The sequence below is a fragment of the Leadbetterella sp. DM7 genome (assembly GCF_040829825.2).
Lineage (GTDB): Bacteria > Bacteroidota > Bacteroidia > Cytophagales > Spirosomataceae > Leadbetterella.
On sequence record NZ_JBFOLH020000004.1, the window covers coordinates 280775 to 304375 of the forward strand.

Consider the following 23601-nt stretch of genomic DNA (forward strand, 5'->3'; position numbering starts at 1 on the left):
GGTTAAATTGCTTTGTTATTTTTTACAATGAAGCGGGAGTCCAGTCCCCGAAAATTTTTGCCAGGGTGTAATCGGCGGCCTGTTCTGCGGTGAGCTGCCGGGCCCACGCCACCCGCTCAGCCGTATCACTGCCTGCACCGGTGTTACCCAACTCGGCATAGTAAGCGGTTTTTTCATTGGCCGGGTTCCGCCAGTTGTCCCAGCCTTCTTTCCGGATCACCGGCCCCAGGTCGCATTGGAGGAAAACCACGCGGGAGAAAGGCCGCCAGGGCCGGCCCAGGAAGTGGGTTTCAGCTGCTTCGCCGGTGATTTTGCAGTTTTTGAAAACATAGCCGTAGGGCCTCCATTGGTAGGTAGAGGCTGCGGTGATATAGCCTTTTCCTTTACAATGGATGGTGCAATTTTCGAAAACGGCTATGGAGGGACCGAAAATGAAATCGACGGTTCCTTCAATATAGCAGTTTTTGTAGTACTGCCGGCTGTCTGGCCCGAATGTATACAGGGTGTCCTGGAAGCCCAGGAACCGGCAGTTTTCAAAAACTGATTTGTCACTTTTGATCCAGAGGGCCACCGCCTGGCCTACGGGCCCTGCCGTATTCTGAAACGTGATATTTTTAGCGGAGAAGCCTTCACCGAAAGCATAGAACGATGCCGAACCAGTGGTGCCTGTTTCTTCCCCGAAAATATTCTTCTTCGTAGCAAAATCATCAAAGGTGAGAACCGTATTTTCCGGGCTTTCGCCGATCAGCACCACGTTGGTCTTGGACCCGGCCAGAACGATCTTCTCCTTATAAACACCCCGCTTAATGAAGATGGTGGTGGTGTTTTTCCGGAAGTCAGGTACGGCATTAATGGCTTCCTGCACCGTTCTGAACTGCCCGGAGCCGTCAGCTGCCACTACGAAGTCGTAGGGTTGTGCCGCTGCCTGCCGGGTAAAGACAAGCAGGAAGATGCAGATCAGATGTCCCATTTTTGCTTCCATTTCGGGTATTCACGGGTTAAAAGTTTTTCGGCGTAATTTCCGTAATAAGAATAGCCCACCCTTCTTTCCTGTTCTATGTCTTTCAGGTCGGCTTTGGGCTGACTGTCGCGCCCGGTAAAGAAAGGCCGGTTGGTTTCCAGGTCATAAAACCGGGCCCAGATCACTTTGCCGGGAGAAGGGAAAATAACCCGGTCAATGGCTTTGCCGTTTTCGTCGCGAACCAGCCGGGTATCCATATCCCGGATTTTCGCTTTTTCAAACCAGGCTACGGCTGCATTTACGGCTTTCCTGATTTCGGGACCCGGATTTTCAATACCCATCAGGAACCGTACGATACCCACGCTTTCGGAACCGCTCAGCGAGGGGAGCTCAAAAGCCCGTGCTTTGGCCGGCAGGAAGGTGTCGCGGTCGTGCTGGGCACACCATACGGTGAGGGTTCCGTTCTGGATGTACTGGCATTTCAGGATGCATTGTACGCCCCGGTCAATGGCTTTTTGAGCTGCTTGTGCCTGACGGGGCTGCAGAGTGGCAAATCCGTCTTGCCGGCCGGCCACTTCCCGCATCACTTCCAATACACAAACCATAGCATTGTCATTAAAGGTAATGTGTTTCCGGTAGCCGGTGGTATCCGGGAAAAACTGTCCCCAGCCGCCTGAAGGATATTGGGCCTTCAGCAGGTAGTCTACACCCCTTTCTACTGCCGCCAGGTATTTTGTATTGCCGGTACGGGTATAGGCTTCTGCCAGGTAGTTGATCTCGCGGGTAGTGGCCTGGTCGTCTATGGTGGTATCTGACTTCTTCCTGTCGTTTTGTATCTTATCTTTTTGCTCTTTTGTGAGCTCTTTCCCGTAATTAATGGGGTCACCGCCGGGCTGTGGCCAGCCGCCGTTTTCGCGCTGGTAGACCAGTATTCTTTCCGCTACGGCGTCCGTTTTTTCCTGAGCGGGAACATCGTTGTAACCGGTTGCTCTGAAAAGTACAATAAAAACATATATCAAAGGTATGTTCATCTGGCTTGAAACAGGTGGTTTGCAGAGGCAAGAATGCTGTAGTAAATTGAAATAAACAAAGAACTTATTGGTTTTTTTAACGGCAACGTTATCGGTAACGTTGCCGATTTGATAATACGGGAAAGGGAAACACCCCGTTTTTGCCGGAAACGGTTTTTTTGTGAACCTGCAGGGCCCTGAAGTGAAAAGCGTATTATTACTTTTAAATATTGAAATAGTACAATTTTGTTATTTTTTTGCCTTTTTCGGAAACGTTCCCGTAATTATTTTGGTGGTTTTATTCTTTTATTACCTTATTTTCTTTCTATTATTAAAATCGGAATTGTTCCGGTGCTTTCCATAACGAAGCTTTTGCAGGCAGTTGAACATAGTATATATATGAAAAAAACATTCTTCTTCTTCTTTTTACTCCTGGCAGCACCGGCAGCCTTTGCCCAGCAGCCTTATTCGGTTCAGATGGCCGATTCGTTTATGAAAGCCCATCCTGATTCCATCCGGGTAGCTGAAACCAGGCCGGCCCGTTGGGATTATGAGCAGGGACTTATGCTGAAAGCCCTGGAAAAAGTGTGGGTGAAGACGGGAGATGCCCGGTACTTTAACTATATCAAAAAGGAAACAGACCTGTATGTAAAGGAAGACGGCAGCATAGCTACCTACAAATACGACGATTTTAACCTCGATAATGTTCCGCCGGGAAGAGCGCTGCTGATGTTGTACCAGCAGTCGTTGCCGAAGAAAGAAAAGTACAGGCAGGCAGCTGACCTGCTCTGGAAACAGCTGGAGAACCAGCCGAAGACCCGGGAAGGCGGATACTGGCACAAGAAACGTTATCCCAACCAGATGTGGCTTGACGGCCTGTTCATGGCCGAGCCTTTTGCTGCTGAATACAGCCGGGTTTTTAACCGGCCCGAACATTTCGACGATATCTTCCGGCAGTTTGAGCTGATTGAAAAACATGCGGCAGACCCTAAAACCGGGCTGATATACCATGCTTACGATGAAAGCCGTGAGCAGGCCTGGGCCGATAAGAAAACGGGCGTTTCGCCGCATTTCTGGGGCAGGGCAATGGGCTGGTATGCCATGGCCCTGGTGGATGTGCTCGATTATTTCCCGGCAGAGCACCCGAAGAGAAACGAGCTGGTAAAATACCTGCAACGCCTGGCCCCGGTCATTGCCCGTTACCAGGACAGCGCATCAGGCGTATGGTACCAGATCCTGGATTTACCCCAAAGAAAAGGTAACTACCGGGAAGCTTCTGTTTCGGGCATGTTTGTGTATACCCTGGCCAAGGCCGTCCGCATGGGGTATATCCCGGCGAAATACCTGGAAAATGCCCGGAAAGGCTATGAAGGGATGCTGAGAGAATTTATAGAGAAAGAAAAAGACGGTAGCCTGAGCCTGAACCGTACGGTGAGCGTGGGCGGACTGGGCGGTAACCCCTACCGCGACGGCAGCTTTGACTATTACATCAGCGAGCCCGTGCGGAAGAATGACCTGAAAGGCCTCGGACCCTTCATCTTTGCCAGCCTGGAAATCGAAGCAGCCGCTGAAAGGCAGGCGCTGAAGCCCAAAACAGTGGCGCTCGATTACTACTTTAACCGGGAATTCCGGAAAGATCTGAACGGGAATACCGAGCAGTTTCACTACACCTGGGAAGACCGGATGCACTCGGGATTCTGGATCTGGGGACAGGTGCTGAATGACCTGGGCGCAAAAACCACCGCGCTCCGGGAGGCTCCCTCTGCCGGGAACCTGAAAAATGCGCAGGTCTATGTTATCGTGGATCCGGATACGCCCAAAGAAACTGCCGCTCCCAATTATATAGGGGCGGAACATATTAAAACCATCCGGGAATGGGTCAGGAACGGGGGAACGCTGGTGCTGCTGGCCAATGACACCTCCAATTGTGAGATCCCGCGCTTTAATGAGCTGGCCGGGGCCTTTGGCATCCGTTTCACCGATAAGAATATCAATTTTATTCCTGACGGGAAAGATTACGAAAAGGCGGCGGTATACATTGAACCGGGCAATGAGGTCTTCGGGAATACCCGTAAAGTATATGCCAAGGAGATCGTAACCCTGGATGTCACCCCGCCGGCCAGGGCGCTGGTGAAGAAAGGAGAAGATAGTGTGATGGCTGTTTCGGCTTATGGCAAAGGCCGGGTTTTTGTCATCGGCGACCCCTGGCTGTACAATGAATATGTAGACGGCCGCATCATTGGTCCTGAGTTTGAGAACATGCAGGCCCTGCGTGACCTGAGCCACTGGATGCTGAAGTAGGTCTGAAAACGTTACCGAAAACGATTGCGTAGATTTATCAGTCAAAAAGCTACCGGACCGCGATTTAATTCCTGAAATTTGAATAATTTATACGTCGATGAAATTAATAGTAAGCTTTATTCTCCTGTTTATGAACGTACCGGGTACTCCGCAGCAAGAAGTGGAGCAAGCAACAGAACAGCTCAGGGTGCTGATGATCACCCCCAATCAGAAAGGTCTGGAAAACATTACCCATGAAGAGCTCAGCTACGGGCACTCCGGCGGCAAGGTGGAGTCGCGGAAAGAATTTATTGAAACGCTGGTCAGCGGCCGGTCCGATTTCCGGAAGATAACGTTAAAAGACCAGAAAATAACCGTGGCCGGTACTACGGCGGTGGTCAGGCATACCCTGGAAGCCGATACCTTTGACGGCGGGGTGGCCGGCTCTATCCGGCTGCACATTGTTTTGGTGTGGGTCAAAGAAAAAGCAGGCTGGAAGCTCCTGGCCCGCCAGGCCGTAAAACTACCGTAAACGCATGAATGTACTATCAGGAAAACTTCTGTCGGATAACCCGCAGTGGCTCACCGGTCCGGTGCCGGCAGAGAAACTTTTGAACCTGCCGGAAAAAGTATTGCAGTTCGGTACGGGCGTATTGCTCCGGGCATTGCCTGACTTTATCATTGACCAGGCCAATAAGGCGGGTATCTTTAACGGCCGGATCGTCATTGTAAAAAGTACCGGCCAGGGCGGAACCGATGCCTTTGCCGGACAGGATAACCTGTATACCGTTTGTGTGCGGGGAATTGCGGGAGACCGCCTGGTGAAAGAAAATGTGATCAATACGGCTGTGAGCCGGGTGCTGGCTGCTGCGGTGCAGTGGGAAGAGATCCTGGCCTTTGCCGAAAGTGAATCGCTGGAAGTAGTGATCTCCAACACCACTGAAGTGGGCATTGTGCCCGTGGAAGAACGGGTTTCCGGGGGTGTACCGGCCTCTTTCCCCGGCAAGCTTCTGGCTGTGCTGTATCACAGGTACCGGCATTACGGGGGAGATGAAAACCGGGGACTGGTGATTGTGCCCACCGAGCTCATCAGCGACAACGGCGACAAGCTGAAAAAGATCATCCTGGACCTGGCCCGTTTTAACGGCCTGGACGACGCCTTCCTGTCGTGGCTGGAAAAGCACAATACATTCTGCAACTCACTGGTTGACCGGATCGTGCCGGGAGCGCCCAAAGGAGAGCTGGCCGAAGAGATCCGGCGTGACCTGCCTTATGAAGACCCGCTTTGCATCATGTCGGAGCCGTACACGCTCTGGGCCATCTCAGGCAATGAAAAAGTGGCGGAAAAGCTGAGCTTTGTGCAGGTAGGTGCCGGTGCTTTTGTAGAGCCTGATATCACCCGTTTCAAGGAGCTTAAGCTGCGCCTTCTGAACGGTACGCACACACTGACCTGCGGCCTGGCTTACCTGGCCGGGTTTGCCACTGTCAAAGAAGCCATGAACGATGCGGACTTTTCCGCTTTCCTGGGCGAGCTGATGTTTAAGGAGATTGTGCCGTCTATTCCCTATGAATTGAGCAGGGAAGAAAGTGAAGCTTTCGGCAGGCAGGTGATTGACCGGTTTAAAAACCCGTTTATTGAGCATTTCTGGATAAATATCACCCTTAATTATACGCAGAAAATAGAAATGCGCGTGGTATCTTTGCTACAGGAATATTACCGGAAGAACGGGGCCGTTCCGAAATACATGGCAGCCGGACTGGCAGCGTATATCCGTTTCATGAAGCCGGCCGGTGCGCCGGCAGAACGCGATGGCCGCCACTACGGAGAGTTTAACGGAACAAGGTACCTGCTCCAGGACCAACAGGCGGGGGTGTTTGAACAATTGTATAAGGAAAAGCCGTTGGCCGGCAGCGTACTGGGCCGCACCGACTTCTGGGGTACCGACCTGCGGGAGATAAAAGGACTGGAGGAGGCCGTAGCGGCAAGCCTCGATGTGCTGAATCGCCACGGGGCGCGGTACCTGATCAGGCAGGTCATTAATTAATTGGGCAAATACAATGAAAAGAAGAGTTCTGAAGGTTCACCCCGGTGATAACGTCATCGTAGCACTGACCGACCTGAAAGCCGGGGAAGAGATCACCTTTGAAGGGAAAGTGTTTACACTTCGGTCGGATATTGACGCAAAGCACAAATTTGCGGAGAGAAGATTTGAAGCGGGTGACGAGATCATCATGTACGGCGTGCTGGTAGGCAAGGCCCAGGCGGTAATTGAAGAAGGAGAGTGGATCAACGTGTTCAATGTGAAGCACGCATCGGCCGATTTTACAGTGGGCGAACGGAAAACCGACTGGCAAAAGCCCGATACCTCGCGGTTTGAAGGCCGTACCTTCATGGGCTATCACCGGGCCAACGGCTCGGTGGGTACGGGGAACTACTGGATTGTTCTCCCGATGGTCTTTTGCGAGAACCGGAACCTGGAGGTGATGAAAAATGCCCTGACCGACCAGCTGGGCTATGCCCGGCACGATAAATATCACCGGCAGACCGAGCAGCTGATCGACCTTTACCGGGCCGGTAAAACCGTGGAGGAAATCCTGAATGCCGACGTGGCCCCTTCCGGCAATACAGATGCGGCCCAGCGGATCTTCCCCCATGTAGACGGGGTGAAATTCTTGGTGCATGACATGGGTTGCGGCGGAACACGCCAGGATGCACAGGCGCTTTGCGGCCTGCTGGCCGGATACGTTACCCACCCGAACGTGGCAGGGGCTACCGTGCTGAGCCTGGGCTGCCAGAATGCCCAGTACGCCATGCTGCAGGAAGAAATAGAAAAAAGAGGCGGCGCCCATAAGCCGGTGCTCTTTTTTGAACAGCAGGAAATGGGAACAGAAGAAGCCCTGGTCAGCGCGGCCATTAAAGAAACATTTGCCGGACTGATTGAAGCCAATAAAATTACCCGTCAGCCCGCCCCGCTTTCCAAGCTGGTGATCGGGCTGGAATGCGGCGGATCAGACGGCTTTTCCGGCATTTCCGCCAACCCGGCCATCGGTTACACCTCTGACCTGGTGGTGGCGCTCGGCGGCTCGGTGATCCTGGCTGAATTCCCTGAGCTGTGCGGGGTAGAGCAGGAAATGAGCAACCGCTGCGTGACCGAAGAGCTGGCCAAAAAATTCAATCACCTGATGACCGTCTATAACCGGCGGGCGGAAGAGGTAGGCTCGGGATTCTACATGAATCCTTCGCCCGGTAACATCAAAGACGGCCTGATCACCGATGCCATCAAGTCGGCCGGAGCGGCCAAAAAAGCCGGTACCTCGCCCGTGACCGATGTACTCGATTACCCGGAAAAAGTGACCCGGCCCGGCCTTACGCTGCTTTGCACGCCGGGAAATGATGTGGAGTCGACCACGGCAGAAGTAGGCTCAGGGGCCAATATTGTGCTGTTTACCACCGGCCTGGGTACGCCTACGGGTAACCCCATTGTTCCGGTGATCAAGCTGGCCACCAATACCAAACTTTTCCGGAAAATGCCGGATATTATCGATATCAATACGGGTACGATTATAGAAGGGGAAGAAACCATTGAAGAAGCCGGTGAGCGCATCCTCGATCATGTGATCCGGGTAGCAAGCGGTGAAACAGAAGCCTTTTCAGTTAAAAATACCCAGGAAGACTTTATTCCGTGGAAACGGGGGGTGTCTTTGTAATTTTTAGTGGGGTTCTCGACTTCGCCCGGTTCTCGACTTCGCTCGGTTCTCGACTTCGCTCGAACTGACAAGTGGCGACGGTTCCTGTCAGTTCGAGCGAAGTCGAGAACCCCCTCTGTAAGAAGCCTTATCACCGTCACTTCGAGCTTTTCGAAGGGTACGGTTAAATCGTATAAAAATGAAAAAATTTCTTGACGAAAACTTCCTGTTAACCAATAAGACGTCGGAAACTCTTTACCATGAGTTTGCAAAGGCGATGCCGGTCATCGATTACCACAACCATCTTCCGCCGGACCAGATTGCCAACGATACCAACTTTGACAACATAAGCCAGGCCTGGTTATACGGCGATCACTACAAGTGGCGGGCTATGCGAACCAACGGTATCGATGAGTCGTATTGCACGGGTAACCGGAGTGACGAAGAGAAATTTCAGAAATGGGCAGAAACCGTTCCTTATACGTTGCGAAACCCTTTATACCACTGGACCCACCTCGAGCTCCAGCGCTATTTCGGGATCGGTGAGGTGCTGAACGGGAAGTCTGCCCCGGACATCTACAAGCGTTCTTCAGAGCTGCTCCGGGAGAAAGATTTCTCCTGCCGGAACCTGCTGAAAAAGATGAACGTAAAAGTGGTCTGTACCACAGATGACCCGCTCGACTCCCTCGAGCACCACAAGGCCTACGCTGCGGAAGGAAATGAGCTGAAAATGCTGCCCACCTTCCGCCCCGATAAATTTATCCTGATCGATAACCCGGACTTCCTGTCTTACCTGGAAAGGCTGGGTGCTATCGTTGGGTTCGGGATCGATTCGTTTGAGACCATCAAAAAAGCGCTGGCGCAGCGGGCCCGTGATTTTGCCGCCCTGGGCTGCCGCCTGTCTGACCACGGGCTGGAGCAGATCTTTGCCATTGATTTTACGGAAGAAGGGGCCGATAAGGCCGTGAAGAAGGTGCGGGCCGGGCAGTCGTTGAGCACGGCTGAGGCGCTTGAATACAAATCGGCTATCCTGCACGCGCTGGGCGTCATGTACGCTGAGCTGGGCTGGACCCAGCAGTTTCACCTGGGCGCCCTGCGCAATAACAACCGCCGGGCCATGCGCCAGCTGGGGCCCGATACCGGCTGGGACAGCATCGGCGATTTCCCGCAGGCTGCAGCCCTCTCGCGCTTCCTCGGGAAGCTGGACGAATACAACCAGCTGGCCAAAACGGTAATCTATAACCTGAACCCCGCCGATAACGAGATGATCGCCACCATGATCGGGAACTTTAACGACGGCTCGGTAGCCGGTAAGGTACAGTTTGGCTCGGGCTGGTGGTTCCTGGACCAGAAAGACGGTATGACCCGGCAGATCAACGCACTGTCGAACATGGGGCTGCTTTCGCGCTTCATCGGCATGCTGACAGACTCCCGGAGCTTCCTTTCCTTCCCGCGCCATGAATACTTCCGGAGAATCCTGTGCAATATCCTGGGCGAAGACATTGAAAACGGGGAACTGCCCGACGACCTGGCCTGGACGGGTGAGGTGGTACAGAATATCTGCTACAACAATGCTTCCCGGTTTTTTAATTTTTAAGGTATGGTACTGACATTCGGTGAAATTTTACTGAGGCTTTCGCCGAAATTGGGCGGAACCTGGATCCGTGAGGCATCGTTTCCCGTTTTTGTAGGCGGCGCCGAGCTGAATGTGGCCACGGCGCTGGCCAACTGGCAGATTCCGGTGGCCTATTGTTCGGCCATGCCCGATAACGCGCTTTCCAGGGAGATCGAAACCTATCTCGGGGAAAAAAACATACGTACCGGGAAGCTCATCTGGTCAGGTGACCGCATCGGTATCTATATGCTGCCCCAGGGGGCCGACCTGAAGAACGCCGGCGTGATCTATGACCGGGCGCATTCGTCATTTTCTGCATTGAAGAAAGGAGATATTGCCTGGGATGCCCTGTTTGAAGGAGTTAGGTACTTCCACCTGAGCGCGATCAGCCCGGCATTGAACGGGGAAGTGGCCGCTTTGTGCACTGAAGCGGCCCGTCAGGCAACTTTGCGGGGGATCACCGTAACCTTTGACCTGAATTACCGGTCTAAGTTATGGAAATACGGGAAAGCCCCGGCAGAAATTGTCCCGGAGATCGTACAATACTGTGACGTGATCATGGGGAATATCTGGGCGGCACATACGCTGCTCGGAACGGATATCGACCCGGAAGTAGCAGAAAACCGGGCCGGTAAAGAAGACTATTTACAACAGGCAAGGCTGACATCGGGGCAGATTATGGAGAAGTTCCCGAAAGTGAAGGCCGTGGCCAATACTTTCCGCTTCGATGCAGGCCGGGAAGGGATAAATTATTACGCGACTTGGCTTTCCGGCGGAGATTTCGTAGTTTCGAAAGAATTTGATACCGACAGGGTGGTAGATAAGGTGGGCAGCGGCGATTGTTTTATGGCCGGGCTGCTCTACGGGCTTTACCGGAACCTGGATGCCCGGTCTACCGTTAATTTTGCCGCCTCCGCCGCATTCGGAAAGCTCCGCGAGTACGGAGATGCTTCGGGCCAGACCGTTACAGATGTTTTAACACGAATAGAGCAATGACTTTAACCGAAATTTTACTGGCCCACCCGCTGGTGCCTGTTTTTTACCATGCTGATCCGGAAACGTGCAAACAGGTGCTCCAGGCCTCGTATGACGGCGGTGTACGGGTATTTGAATTCACTAACCGGGGCGAAAATGCACTGGAAGTGTTTGGTGAGCTGGTCAGCTATGCGGGAAAAAACTGCCCCGGTCTGCTGACAGGTATCGGCACCATTGCTACCGGTGAATCGGCGCAGCAGTTCATTGATGCGGGGGCAGCCTTTGTAGTGCAACCCTTCACTACGCCTGAAGTAGGGGAGGTGTGCCGTAAAAACGGCATCCCGTGGATTCCCGGCACCATGACGGTCACCGAGATTCAGCAGGCCACCGTTCTGGGAGCAGAAATGGTAAAAATATTCCCGGGTAATGTACTGGGCTCCGCGTATATCAAGGCACTGCGGGGGCCTATGCCGCGTGTTAAGCTTATGGTGACCGGTGGCGTGGAACCTACCGAGGCCAGCCTTCATGAATGGTTCTCGGCCGGTGCAAACGCCGTAGGCCTGGGATCACAGTTGTTCAAGAATACCGGGCAGCCTGAAAGAATTACCCAAACCCTGACGCAACTTTTTGAATGGACAAAATCAAACCTTAACCTTACATAAGAATATGGAAAAAACCATCGGAAAGTACCGTTGGACCATCTGTGCGTTGCTGTTTTTTGCCACCACGGTCAATTACCTCGACAGGCAGGTCCTGAGCTTATTGAAACCCCAGCTGGAAGAGATCTTCGGATGGTCTAACAGCGATTACGCCAATATAGCCGCCGTATTCCAGTTTACCTATGCCATTTCCATGCTGTTTGCCGGTCGCCTGGTAGATAAGCTGGGCACCAAATGGGGCTATGCCCTGGCCATCATAATCTGGTCGGTGGGTGCGGTGATTCATGCGTATGCTATTCCTATCGGAGAAAGCATGTCGGCCCTGCTGGGATGGACGGGCATTACGGCATTTTCGGTGTCGGTAGTAGGCTTTATGTTTTCACGGGCGGTGCTGGCCTTCGGTGAGGCAGGAAACTTTCCTGCGGCCATAAAGGCTACAGCCGAGTATTTTCCTAAAAAGGAACGTTCTTTTGCTACCGGTATTTTTAACTCCGGAGCCAATGTGGGTGCCGTGCTGGCCCCGCTTTCCGTTCCCTGGATCGAGTCACACTGGGGTTGGGAGGCCTCTTTCCTGATCGTGGGGGGGATCGGGTTCTTATGGCTGATCTTCTGGTGGATATTCTATGAAAAACCCGCGAAGCAGCATCGTCTTTCGGCAGAAGAGCTGGCCTATATCAATTCAGACGTAATGGAAGAGGTGGAAAACGCCGGGGGAGAAGAGAAGGTCAGCTGGTTCCGGCTCCTGACGTTTCCCCAGACCTGGTCATTTGCTTTCGGAAAATTCCTGACCGACGGCGTCTGGTGGTTTTTCCTGTTCTGGCTGCCGGCCTACCTGAAAGACCAGTACAATATGGTGGGAGAAAGCATTATGCTTCCACTGGCCGTGCTGTACAGCATGACCATGATCGGAAGTGTGGGCGGAGGGTATTTCCCGACGTATTTTATCAACAAAGGCTATACCCCTTACGACGGCCGGATGCGGGCCATGCTGGCCATTGCGGTTATCCCGCTGGTGGTGCTGCTGGCCCAGCCGCTGGGCGGTATCAGCTACTGGATCCCCGTGCTGCTGATCGGCGTGGGCGCATCGGCGCACCAGGCCTGGAGTGCCAATATTTTCACTACCGTATCCGACATGTTTCCTAAAAAGGCAGTAGGCTCGGTGGTGGGCATCGGCGGTATGGCGGGCGGCCTGGGCGGGGTGGTCATCACCAAGCTGGGCGGCGCTCTCTTCGACCATTACAAAGCCCTGGGGCACATTGAAACAGGCTATACCATAATGTTCACCATCTGTGCGGTGCTGTACCTGGTAGCCTGGACGATCATGAAAACGCTGGTTCCCCGGATGAAGCTTGTAGAATTATAAGCGGAGGCCCTGAAAAGGGCCTCCTGCATACCGGAATGAGGTTGTACCTGAAGTTCCGCTAAGGTGTTTAAAAAGGAGTGGCTCGCCGTTACGGCAAACGGCCGGTTCTTTTCAGGCACCTTTATTTTCTTTTATTTTCAGGTTGCGGAAGGCTACACTCTTATACCATTTCTGTAAGCCTATCCGGCCTTTGGTGGCCTTCCCGAAATCCGGGAAATAATTAAAGCTGCTGGCCGCGATCATTTCCTTCCAGCTTTCGCCGGTCATATCCTGCTCAGCGGTAAGCAGGCCGTTCAGGTAGAACTGCACCTTGCCGTTTTGCTGCACGATGCGCCCCTGGTTCCACTCTCCGGCGGGCCGGGCAGGTACAGGATTCTTTTGTTCGGTAAAACCGTAAAGGCAGCCGGCTCTTTTCTTTAAATTAACGGCATAGTCGGGGTGAAGGCTGTCTAAAAGCTGGTACTCCGGTCCCGAAGCCCAGGCCGTTGGAATGTCCTTGCGTTCCACCACGTTGATGAATACGCCGCTGTTGCCTTCTTCCGAGATTTTCCATTCGAACCTGAAATCGTAATTTTCAAATTCCTTGTCGGTCACGAGGTCTTCGTGCTCCACGCGTGCGCTGTCAGACCGGTACATCAGCTCGCCGTTTTCCACTTTCCAGGCAGAGGGCTTGTTTCCCTCGTTATACAGGTGCCAGCCGCTCAGTGATTGACCGTCAAAGAGAAGCTCCCAGCCTTCTTTCTGTTCTTCCGGAGTGAGCTGGTTGGGTAAGTCGGAACCCCGGGAGCAACTGCACAGCAAAGCCACTGAAAAAGTAAGGAAAGCTCCTGAAAATAAATTTTTTAGCATAATAGTAATAAGATTGATGCCCCTAATATCTGCATTTGCTGCATTATGCAGGTACAAAATCCCGGTTTATTTTATCAGCTGCAATAACCCGGTAAAAAATAGAATGATGTTAAATGCTAGTTTACAGTTGGTTAATAAATGAAATGGCATTAACTTTAAGAAAAATAACGTAACTATGAAAAGATATATTCTTCTGTTATGCCTTGTGTGGGCGGCCATTCCGGTTGTGAGCGCCCAGGACAACCCTTTGGGTATGAAAGGGGCGAAGCCGGAGAGTGCCTACACTTTTTCGTCTTCCATGACCTATGAAATGACCACTACCACCCGTAAAGGCAAGACCTCCCGCATGAGCAACAAATACTATTTCTCTCCGAAGGGTACTGCGGTAGGAATGGAATTCGGGGAGAGCAGCGAAAGTGGCAAAGCTGCGGCGGGCATTGATTTTATGATTATTGATATAGGCCAGGCCAAAATATTTACTTTTATGGAGAGCAAAATGGTAATTGGTATGGCCCTGCGGCCGGATAAGCTGAACGAGACTATCGAGAAAGAAAATGCGGCTATCCGGGTAACCAAAACGACAGAGGTCAAGACCATCATGGGCTATGAATGCGACGGCTATTCCGTAAAAAATGAAAAAGATAAGTCGGATGTGATGATGTGGGTTTCACGGAAACGGGTGGAATCGCTGGCCGGTTTGGGCACGCAGATGGCCCGGGCATTTGCGGGCTCAGGCAAAGGCGGGCAGACCAATTATTTTGCCTATAACGCCCACCCCGAACTGGCCAAAATGGCACAGGAAGGCCGGGGAATCCTGGGGTATACCACCCAATCAGAGAAAGGAGACGTAACAGAAATGGTGCTGACGGCCATTGAACCTAAAATTAATTATACATTTAAGGCAGGCGATTACAAATCCATGTTTTAACGGCCTGTAAAAAAGCATCTCCGGCATTTTTTTGCGGGGTGCTCTTCCGCAGGCTGACGGGGGTAGGGGTGTCCCCGGAAAAATACAAGAATAGCCTGTATTTTTTTGAAGTTTTATGGGAAATGTCAAATTTTATTGCTTATTTCGCACCCGAAAATCCCTATGAATCAAAACCGTAAGGATTTCAGTCAGAAAGTTTCATAAAAAAATAATATATGTCAATTGCATCGATAAGACCAGATGAGGTTTCTGCCATACTGCGTGAGCAGCTGGCCGGGGCAAGAACCGAAGCAGAATTAGAAGAGGTAGGCACCGTACTGCAGATAGGAGACGGTGTAGCCCGTATCTATGGCCTTTCAAAAGTACAACAGGGAGAATTGATCGCTTTTGAGAACGGTCTGAAAGGACTGGCGCTCAACCTGGAAGAAGATAACGTGGGGGTGGTTTTACTGGGAGATTCTTCCGATATCAAAGAAGGTGCTACGGCAAAACGTACCGGTGATATTGCTTCCATCAAAGTAGGGGAAGGCATTGTAGGCCGGGTGGTAAATACCCTGGCAGAACCTATCGACGGAAACGGCCCTATCCTGGGTGAAACTTTTGACATGCCGCTGGAAAGAAAAGCTCCGGGCGTAATTTACCGTCAGCCGGTAACTGAGCCCCTGCAAACCGGTCTCAAGGCTGTAGATGCCATGATTCCTATCGGGAGAGGCCAGCGTGAATTGGTGATCGGTGACCGCCAGACCGGTAAAACGGCGGTGTGTATCGATACCATCATTAACCAGAAAGAATTCTTCGACAAAGGAGAGCCCGTATATTGTATTTATGTAGCCTGCGGCCAGAAAGCATCTACCGTGAAGGCGGTAGAGCAGACCCTGCGCCGTTACGGTGCCATGGATTACACCGTGATCGTAGCCGCTAACGCTTCTGATCCTTCACCTATGCAGTTCTTTGCCCCGTTTACAGGTGCAGCCATCGGTGAGTATTTCCGTGATACCGGCCGTCCGGCACTGGTCGTGTACGATGACCTTTCCAAGCAGGCCGTTGCCTACCGTGAGGTCTCTCTGCTGCTTCGTCGCCCGCCAGGACGTGAGGCGTACCCCGGAGACGTATTCTACCTGCACTCGCGCCTGCTGGAACGTGCGGCGAAGATCAACGAGTCAGATGCCATTGCACAGGAAATGAATGACCTTCCGCCTTCTCTGAAAGGAAAAGTGAAAGGAGGCGGCTCATTAACCGCTCTTCCGATCATCGAAACCCAGGCGGGTGACGTGTCGGCCTATATTCCTACGAACGTGATCTCCATTACTGACGGCCAGATCTTCCTGGAATCTAACCTGTTCAACGCAGGTATCCGTCCGGCCATTAACGTGGGTATTTCGGTATCACGGGTAGGAGGTAACGCCCAGATCAAATCCATGAAGAAAGTAGCCGGTACCCTGAAGCTTGACCAGGCCCAGTTCCGTGAGCTGGAAGCATTTGCCAAGTTCGGTTCCGACCTGGATGCGGCTACCAAGCTGGTGATTGAGCGGGGTAAAAGAAACCAGGAGGTGCTGAAGCAGGGACAATACCAGCCGGTATCAGTAGGTGACCAGGTAGCTATTATCTACGGTTCAATCAACGGTATCATGGACACCGTTCCTGTCAATAAAGTAAAAGAATACGAGACCGAGTTCCTGTCGCTTCTGAATTCTACCAAACCGGAGATCGTTACCAATCTTTCTAAAGGTAAGCTGGAAAAAGAAGATACAGATTATATAGTTAAATTCGGAAAAGAGCTGGCGGAGAAATACGTCGGATAATCCCTTTCTGAAAGAATTTAAACCTATATTTTAAAAATGGCTTCATTAAAAGAAGTAAGAAACAGGATCGCTTCCGTAAACTCAACCATGCAGATCACCAAAGCAATGAAAATGGTGTCTGCCGCCAAGTTGAGAAGAGCACAGGAGAAGATCACCCAGTTAAGACCGTATTCACAGAAGCTGAATGAGCTGATCGCACAGGTGTCTGAAAACACCGAAGTGGGCGCATCCAGCCCCTATACCCAGGTAAGGGAAGTGAATAAAGTGCTGGTGGTTCTGGTGACTTCCGACAGGGGGCTCTGCGGTGCGTTTAACTCCAACATTATTAAAGCAGCCAATGCCTATATAGCGGAGAATTACGCCGCTCAGCAGTCCAAAGGAAACGTGACCCTGTTCACCCTGGGCAAGAAAGGCTTTGAGGCCTTCCAGAGAAGGGGAGCGGCGGTTAATCCTTCGTATACCGATATCTTCTCAAGATTGTCTTTTGAAACCGCTAAAACGGCGGCAGAAGGAATCATGGAGAGCTTTGCAGAGGGCCTGTACGATGAGGTAGTGCTGATCTATAACGAATTCAAGAACGTAGCCACGCAGATCGTCAGAACGGAAAGAATGCTTCCGTTGGTGAATGACGGTAAGCAGGAGGCTACTTCCAATATCGATTATATCTTTGAACCTTCTGAGGAAGAGATCCTGCTGGATCTCATTCCCAAGGCCATCAAGCTGCAACTGTTCAAGGCTGTGCTGGACTCTAACGCTGCTGAGCACGGTGCCCGGATGACCGCCATGGACAAGGCGACCGATAACGGTGGAGAGCTGCTGAAATCGCTTAAAATTGAGTATAACCGCTCGCGTCAGGCAGCCATTACCACCGAGATCCTCGAGATCGTAGGCGGTGCGGAAGCGTTAAAAAATTAAGCATAATCATTAAAGATAGAAAGGCCCTTACGAGGGCCTTTTTTTATGGGCGGGAGTTGGTCGGTAGTTGATTAGTGTCAAGTACGGAGGTTCAAGTGGGTCGGGGTCGAGTGTCGAATGTCGGGCAGCGGGTTCCGGGTGGCCGGATTAGCGGGATACCCACAAAAAAAAGAGGCAGCCGTCAGGCTGCCTCCTATTTTTCTGCCGGGGTGATCAGTTCTTAATCACTTTCCGGGTTTCTTTGAAGTCTCCTGAAGAGATCACCACGTTATACGCTCCGGGAACGTATTTCTTAAGGCTAACCTCAATAGCGGCACCCGCTTTGTAAGATTTGGTGAACACCAGCTGGTTCAGCTGATTGTAAATGTTAACGTCTACCTGTTCTGCTTTCAGATGAGCAGGAACCGAAACGTTCATCCTGTCGGCAGTAGGGTTAGGATACACCACCACGGCACTTGCGCCACCACCGGCTTTCTTCTCTATTTTAGCCGCTTTAGAGGCAGCTGAAGCACCCAGCGGGTTTTCTGCTTTAACGCGGTAGTAGAAAACAGATGCGGTATCGCTGCCAATCACATCGGTGAAGGTAGTAACGCTACGGCCTGTTTCTCCGACTTTCTTGAAATCACCGTCTGCTTTGTAGGCTCTTTCAATGATATATTTTTCCTCTTTATTGGAGTCGTCTACCCAGGTCAGCACCACGTCAGAGCCTGCCCATTTGGCCACTACCCCGTAAGGTGCATTCGGTATTGCCGAATAGTCTACGGTTACATAACCGTTCATGTAGGCATACTCAGACTCTCCGTAGATGTAGTTGCCGGCTTTTACCCGGTAAGTATATTTCTGGCCTTCCGACAGGTTCACGTGCTGAACCACATTCTGGCCGCTTTTTACAAATGCCAGGTTATTCCAGGTCTGACCGTCGTCAGTGCTAACGTCTACATAGTAATAGTCGGCGTCATCTCCGGCATGGGTCCAGCTGATGCCCAGCGCCCAGTTATCAAAATTATCTTTGTACGATACCCCGATCACATTGCTGGGGATAGATGCTTTACCGTACGTTTTTTCTTTCAGGTAAGCCCAGCCGCCCTGGATTCCTTTGTCGCTCCAGGAAAATACGGCGATATCTACAGGCTCGCTTTCTTCAAGACCGGTAACATCAAAGCTGGTTGCATAAGGATACGTAGATCCTATAATATGGTATTCGCTTTCCCATTGTCTTTTGATGGCAATGTAATACGAGTCACGGATATTCGACCGGCAGAGCTCGTCCTGTTCTGCGTTGGTCCAGGCAATGCTGATGCTGTTATTGGTTTTGCCTGATGCATGAAGATTCAGCGGGGCACCGGGCTGGCCATACGGCATAACCTGTACGCTGACCTGGTTGGAAGGAGTGCTTTCACCCAGCGAGTTTTGCGTATAGATGATGTAGGTGGTATGAACACCGGCCTGGGCATCAAGATCGTAATAAGAAGTTTCATAAGGGGGTACGGTCTCGTCTACAGAGTACCATGGGCCGCCGTAAGATTTACGGATAATGATATTTTTTACCGGTCCTTCAGGGTAGGTCCAGCTCAGGCCCACATACTGCGGACAGTTGTTTTCCAGCTTCAGCGTGGCGGCCGGTGGATACCCTTCAAGGGTAGTTCCGGTTTTTACGGTTTCCGGGCTGATGTTACCGCAACCTGCTGCACTGTCACAGGCCATTACGGTAGCCGTAATTTCGTAGTTGCCTCCCGGCTCAAGGGAGCTGAACGGGAAAGACAGGGAGGGGTTATTTCCTCTTAAGGACACCAGGGAGGTATTAAGCCCGGGGCCTTCAATCTTCACTTCTATTGCCTTTACGCCGGTAGTATCCTGAGGGGTCACCAATACCGAAAAGCTGGTTTTGGTAATGCTCTGAACATCTACCTGTGGGGCGGCCAATTGTGCGGAGGCTATATATCCGCTCAAAATCAAGAAAAAAGATAGTAATAATTTTCTCATGATCGAATTAGATTATGTTATTTAATGTATCACAAATATATGTAAAAGTGCGGTAGGAACTTGAAAAGTGGTATTAAAATATCTTTAAAAGTTATTATACGGTAAAATTATTTCAGTTGGGCGTTCATACGGATGATCCGGGCATGCGGCAATACATCGTGTACACGCACCAGCCGGGCGCCTTTGGTCAGGGCCAGTCCGTGCACATACAGCGAGTACGGCAGAGACTCTTCAGGCGTGATTTGAAGGAGCTTCCAGAGCATGGACTTGCGCGACATGCCCGCCAGCAGGGGGTAGTGGTCGTTCTGCAGCAGGTCGAGGTGCTGCAGCAGCCGGTAGTTTTCTTCCACGGTTTTCGAGAACCCGAAACCGGGATCCAGCAGGATGTCGGCTACTCCCTGGCTCCGGAGATAGGCGGCCTTCCGGAACAGCTTGTCCATCACCTCCGGCAGGAGGTTTTCGTAGTTGCCCGGGGTATGCATATCGGTCACCGAGCGGCCTGCCTGGTGCATAAGCAGGTAAACGGGTTTCCTTTCAATGATCAGCGGAAACATGCCGGCATCAAAATCCCCGCCCGAAATATCGTTGATCACGGCGGCCCCGGCGTCCAGCGCCTGCCGGGCTACCGGGGCCCGGAAGGTATCTACCGAAACAGGGGTGCCGGGAAAGCGGGCCCTCAGCTTCTCTACCGCCGGAATAACCCGGTCAAGTTCCTCATTTTCAGATACCTCTCCACTGTTCGGCCGGGTAGAATATCCCCCTACATCCAGCAGGTGCGCCCCTTCCCGGATCATCGCTTCAGCTTTTTTCAGAAACGTTTCCTGATTAGGATTAAATCTGCTATCTTTGTAAAATGAATCCGGCGTAACATTCAGGATTCCCATGATGAGAGGTTGATTTAAGCTCAGAATCTTACCACCGATATTTAATGTATTTTTCATAGTTTGCAAAAAAACTAAAAACTATTGAATTATATAAATGCCTAAGACCGAAACTGAATATTCAAGAATAATAACTCTTTGCTTTGAGATATTTTCAAAGAAGAATTTAGACTATGGTACGTCATGGAAAATATTGCGGCTTCCCTCCATTACCGATCAGATTTTTATTAAGGCCCAACGGGTACGGACCCTCCAGGAAAACGGGTTTTCCAGGGTAGACGAAGGGGAGGTTTCCGAGTTTATCGGGATCATCAATTATTGCATCATGGCGCTTATCCTCATGGCACAGGGGCCGGATGTGGAAGACGTCAGCGCGGCTTACCACGAAGAGGCCGACAAAGTGAAGGTTTTGCTGTTCGATAAAAATCACGATTACAACGAAGCCTGGCGGAGTATGCGGGTGAGCTCCATGACCGACATCATCCTGATGAAGCTCATGCGCATCAAGCAGATTGAGGATAACGGCGGAAAAACCCTGATCTCGGAAGGGATCAGGTCGGGGTACCAGGATATTATCAACTATTCGGTATTTTGTCTTATAAAACTGAAGCAGGAACAGGCTGCCCAACAATAAAAATATATGAAAATACTGGCGAACTTTTCACGTGTTATCGTTGGGATGTACCTTATTTTCTCAGGATTTCTGAAGGTAGTAGACCCTTACGGCACAGCACTGAAACTAAAAGAATACTTTGAAGTATTTGCTACAGACCTCCCGGCGCTGGGAGGCTTTTTTGAAGCGCTGAGCGCATCATCGGTCACTTTATCGGTGATTTTCTGCTGCCTTGAGCTGGTGATAGGGGTAGCATTGCTTTTCGGATTCAGGCTCCGTTTAACGGCATGGGCGGCCCTGCTGCTGATGACCTTTTTTACCTTCCTTACCTTTTATTCGGCGTACTTTAACCGGGTTACCGACTGCGGCTGCTTCGGTGAATTCCTGAAGCTGAAGCCCTGGGCTTCGTTCTGGAAAAACGTAGCCACCATGGTCCTGATCGTCATCCTGTTTATATACCGTAAAAAATTCAGTAACTCCGGCGCCGGCACTCCCGCCGTATTGCTGGCGGTCATTATTTCGGCGGGCATCGGCATCTACAGCCTGAGCTACCTGCCGGTTATAGACATGCTGCCTTATGCGGTGGGTAAAAGTATCCCGGAACAAATGAAGCGCCCTGACGTGGCACCGCAGATCCGGTACGAGTTCCTGGATAAATCAACAGGAGAAAGCATACCATCGGAAGAATACCTGATGGATACCCTTCGTTATACCTATAAGACCTCCACGGTATTGAATGAAGAAGCCATTAAACCGCTGATCACCGACTTCAGCGTGGTAGATACCTCCGGTGCCGAAGCCCTGGCCGATGTGCTGGAAGGGAAAGTGCTGGTGCTTATCCTGAAGTCTACGGCAGATATTGAAAACCTGGAATTTAAAAAATACCGTGAAGTAGCGGCTAAAGCAGGTAAAATGCAGATAAAACCGGTTATCCTTACCCCGGAAACAGGAATAGAAACTTACCTTAAAGCCAAAAAGCTGAATTACGCTTATTATTTCGCAGACGAAAAGGTACTTAAAACCATGGCCCGCAATAACCCCGTTATCTACCTTATGCAGGACGGGCTGATTTTAGGGAAATGGAGCTTTAACCGCCTGCCGTCAGACGAGAAAATTAAAAAGTTGATTAACAATAGTACTACAGTTTATAGATGACTACAAATATTTTTATGATTGGAATGCCGTCTTCCGGGAAAAGTACGTTAGGAAGACAATTGGCGAAAGAATTGAATTATGAATTCATTGATCTCGATAAAAAGATTGAGCTGGCAGAGGGGAAGAAGATCAGTGAGATTTTCAATCTGGAAGGAGAGGAATATTTTAGGAAAATAGAAACAGAACAGCTTAAACGTATCGAACCCAATGCAAGCCTGGTGATCGCCACCGGGGGCGGAACGCCCTGCAGCGGGAACAACATGGATTTTATCAAAGAAAACGGGATCAGCGTTTTCCTGGATGTTAAACCCCAGAAGCTGGAAGAAAGAATGCGCAATTCCAAGAAAAATAACCGCCCGCTCTACAACCTCGAAAGCGAATTGCTGGTAGATACGCTTACCAAAACATACGACGAGCGGATCGGGATCTATAAGCGCGCGGATATTGTTATAGAAGGAGACACCGACGCCAATACCATACTCTGGATACTGGATGCGCATTTCTCTAAAGCCATGAAAGACATTTTCTAATGCTATTTTAATCGCACAAACTAGGTTTGCTGCTCTATTTACACTAAAATCGCACTTGCAACAAGATACTAAACAACTGGATTACAACAATTCATACTGCTCAACATGAGACGGCTTAAACACATTTATGGCAATTTTTTAGAGTGGCAGAAGGAGAACAGGAGTATTTTGATACTTCTTTTGGCAGGGTTTGTTATTGCTGTTGTGGCTGTACCGGATTGTACCACTCCGGGCAAATATGACAGAAGGGTCTGGATTTCGTGGGCAAATTATATGCTTGAAAACGGGCTGCAGAATGTATATAAGCTGGGGGTGGATTATCTCCCCGTGACCCATTATATCCTGTACGTTTATGCATTACTGGCCGGAAGCACGGAAGCCATTATTCTGAACATCAACTCATTGAAGCTCTTCACTTTTGCAATTGAGCTGATCGGGATATTCTATGTTTATCAATTTATACGGGAACGGTACAAAACCTACCGGCAGGCTGCGCTTTTCTGCCTGCTGATCCTGCTGAATCCTGCTTTCCTCTACGATTCTCTGCTGTACGGCCAGTGGGACGGTATCTACACCACCCTCGTTTTCATGAGCTTCTACTACGCCACCCGGAACCGGCTGGCACTGAGCATCCTGTTTTTCTTTATAGCGCTCAATGCCAAGATCCAGGCGCTGGTTTACCTGCCGCTCATCGGGTTTGTATGTCTTGAGCATATGATCGAGAAATTTGAACCGGGGAAAGTGCTGAAAGCGTTTATCCCGATGATCATCTTCCAGGTGCTCATCCTGCTGCCTTTTGCACTTACCGGCGACCTGCTGAAGGTATACCATGTGGCCGTTGATATGGTAGGCAGGTATCCCCTGATTTCGATGGGAGCCAATAACTTCTGGTTTTTTATCTTTGAAAACCCCGTCCGGGAGCTGGATGTGCAGGGACATTGGGGGCTGAGCTACAATTCATGGGGTCTCCTGGCTTTTTGCCTGGCCATGATGGTCATCTTTGTGCCCATGCTGATCTATTTTATCCGCAAAATACAGCAGAAAGATTACTTCGGGCGGTACCCGGTAGATAAGCTTTTGATGATGGGCATACTGATCCCGATCGTCTTCTTTTATTTTAATACGCAGATGCATGCCCGTTATGCCCATTCGGCTATCCTTTTTGCGGGCTGTTACGCCCTTTACACCCATCGTTTCCTGATTTACGGGCTGGTGAGTGTGGCTTATTTTCTGAACCTTGAAATTGCCTCCAAGATTCTCAAAGGCAATATCCTGGAATACGAACAATTCTTCATGCGTCCGCGTTTCGTGGCTTTTCTTTTTGGCATTGTTTTGATCATGGGACTGCTGAACCTGTACAGGGGTACAGGCCGGAAAACGATCTCAGAATAAGAG

At 50.8% G+C, this 23601-nt stretch carries 20 protein-coding genes; 15 read left to right on the top strand and 5 right to left on the bottom strand.

The window, feature by feature from the left end:
- Window positions 1–22: 22 nt before the first annotated feature.
- Both AB2U10_RS06790 and pelA read right to left on the bottom strand, forming a co-directional pair.
- Entirely contained in the window at window positions 23–970 is a 948-nt protein-coding gene (locus tag AB2U10_RS06790) for a pectinesterase family protein (protein WP_493820330.1), read from the bottom strand.
- Window positions 958–1992 (bottom strand): pectate lyase, encoded by a 1035-nt coding sequence (gene pelA, locus AB2U10_RS06795; protein WP_367913596.1) that lies wholly within the window; start codon window positions 1990–1992, stop codon window positions 958–960. The genes AB2U10_RS06790 and pelA overlap by 13 nt, the downstream gene beginning before the upstream one ends.
- A 378-nt stretch (window positions 1993–2370) precedes the next feature.
- On the opposite strand from pelA, the gene AB2U10_RS06800 reads away from it, so the two are divergent.
- The 8 genes from AB2U10_RS06800 to AB2U10_RS06835 all read left to right on the top strand — a co-directional run bounded on the left by AB2U10_RS06800 (window position 2371) and on the right by AB2U10_RS06835 (window position 12550).
- Window positions 2371–4272, top strand: a complete 1902-nt coding sequence (locus AB2U10_RS06800) for a DUF4350 domain-containing protein (protein WP_367913597.1) — start codon at window positions 2371–2373, stop codon at window positions 4270–4272.
- 97 nt (window positions 4273–4369) lie between these two features.
- Window positions 4370–4783: a nuclear transport factor 2 family protein gene (locus AB2U10_RS06805; protein ID WP_367913598.1), complete on the top strand. Its 414-nt coding sequence runs from the start codon at window positions 4370–4372 to the stop codon at window positions 4781–4783.
- Window positions 4784–4787: 4 nt separating this feature from the next.
- Window positions 4788–6296, top strand: a complete 1509-nt coding sequence (locus tag AB2U10_RS06810; RefSeq protein WP_367913599.1) for a tagaturonate reductase — start codon at window positions 4788–4790, stop codon at window positions 6294–6296.
- 13 nt (window positions 6297–6309) lie between these two features.
- Window positions 6310–7959 carry a UxaA family hydrolase gene (locus AB2U10_RS06815; protein WP_367913600.1) on the top strand — a complete coding sequence of 550 codons (1650 nt, stop codon included), beginning with the start codon at window positions 6310–6312 and terminating at the stop codon, window positions 7957–7959.
- A 178-nt stretch (window positions 7960–8137) separates the two neighbouring features.
- Window positions 8138–9535, top strand: coding sequence for a glucuronate isomerase (uxaC, locus tag AB2U10_RS06820; protein ID WP_367913601.1), 1398 nt, complete (start codon window positions 8138–8140; stop codon window positions 9533–9535).
- A gap of 3 nt (window positions 9536–9538) precedes the next feature.
- Entirely contained in the window at window positions 9539–10549 is a 1011-nt protein-coding gene (locus tag AB2U10_RS06825) for a PfkB family carbohydrate kinase (RefSeq protein ID WP_367913602.1), read from the top strand.
- Entirely contained in the window at window positions 10546–11190 is a 645-nt protein-coding gene (locus AB2U10_RS06830; protein WP_367913603.1) for a beta/alpha barrel domain-containing protein, read from the top strand. The genes AB2U10_RS06825 and AB2U10_RS06830 overlap by 4 nt, the downstream gene beginning before the upstream one ends.
- A 4-nt stretch (window positions 11191–11194) precedes the next feature.
- Window positions 11195–12550, top strand: coding sequence for an MFS transporter (locus tag AB2U10_RS06835; RefSeq protein ID WP_367913604.1), 1356 nt, complete (start codon window positions 11195–11197; stop codon window positions 12548–12550).
- A gap of 111 nt (window positions 12551–12661) precedes the next feature.
- Here AB2U10_RS06835 and AB2U10_RS06840 read toward each other — a convergent pair whose 3' ends face one another.
- The gene (locus AB2U10_RS06840; protein ID WP_367913605.1) at window positions 12662–13399 is read right to left on the bottom strand and encodes a 3-keto-disaccharide hydrolase; all 738 of its coding nucleotides are present in this window, start codon (window positions 13397–13399) and stop codon (window positions 12662–12664) included.
- A gap of 175 nt (window positions 13400–13574) precedes the next feature.
- Between AB2U10_RS06840 and AB2U10_RS06845 the strand changes: the two genes are divergently transcribed.
- From AB2U10_RS06845 to atpG, 3 genes are all read left to right on the top strand, one after another.
- Window positions 13575–14327, top strand: a complete 753-nt coding sequence (locus AB2U10_RS06845; RefSeq protein ID WP_367913606.1) for a DUF4412 domain-containing protein — start codon at window positions 13575–13577, stop codon at window positions 14325–14327.
- Between the two features lie 221 nt (window positions 14328–14548).
- Complete coding sequence (gene atpA / locus AB2U10_RS06850) at window positions 14549–16129, top strand: F0F1 ATP synthase subunit alpha (protein ID WP_367913705.1); 1581 nt, start codon at window positions 14549–14551, stop codon at window positions 16127–16129.
- 36 nt (window positions 16130–16165) lie between these two features.
- Window positions 16166–17044 (top strand): ATP synthase F1 subunit gamma, encoded by an 879-nt coding sequence (gene atpG / locus AB2U10_RS06855; protein WP_367913607.1) that lies wholly within the window; start codon window positions 16166–16168, stop codon window positions 17042–17044.
- 213 nt (window positions 17045–17257) lie between these two features.
- Here the strand turns inward: atpG and AB2U10_RS06860 are convergent, their stop codons facing one another.
- The gene (locus AB2U10_RS06860) at window positions 17258–18994 is read right to left on the bottom strand and encodes a T9SS type A sorting domain-containing protein (RefSeq protein WP_367913608.1); all 1737 of its coding nucleotides are present in this window, start codon (window positions 18992–18994) and stop codon (window positions 17258–17260) included.
- Between the two features lie 140 nt (window positions 18995–19134).
- Entirely contained in the window at window positions 19135–19968 is an 834-nt protein-coding gene (gene folP, locus AB2U10_RS06865; RefSeq protein WP_367913609.1) for a dihydropteroate synthase, read from the bottom strand.
- 37 nt (window positions 19969–20005) lie between these two features.
- On the opposite strand from folP, the gene AB2U10_RS06870 reads away from it, so the two are divergent.
- The 4 genes from AB2U10_RS06870 (at window position 20006) to AB2U10_RS06885 (ending at window position 23598) form a co-directional block, all read left to right on the top strand.
- Window positions 20006–20542 carry a DUF1599 domain-containing protein gene (locus tag AB2U10_RS06870; RefSeq protein ID WP_367913610.1) on the top strand — a complete coding sequence of 179 codons (537 nt, stop codon included), beginning with the start codon at window positions 20006–20008 and terminating at the stop codon, window positions 20540–20542.
- Window positions 20543–20548: 6 nt separating this feature from the next.
- Entirely contained in the window at window positions 20549–21676 is a 1128-nt protein-coding gene (locus AB2U10_RS06875; protein ID WP_367913611.1) for a BT_3928 family protein, read from the top strand.
- Entirely contained in the window at window positions 21673–22206 is a 534-nt protein-coding gene (locus tag AB2U10_RS06880; RefSeq protein ID WP_367913612.1) for a shikimate kinase, read from the top strand. Before AB2U10_RS06875 ends, AB2U10_RS06880 begins: the two co-directional genes overlap by 4 nt.
- Window positions 22207–22311: 105 nt before the next feature.
- Entirely contained in the window at window positions 22312–23598 is a 1287-nt protein-coding gene (locus AB2U10_RS06885) for a hypothetical protein (RefSeq protein WP_493820334.1), read from the top strand.
- The last annotated feature ends 3 nt before the right edge of the window (window positions 23599–23601 follow it).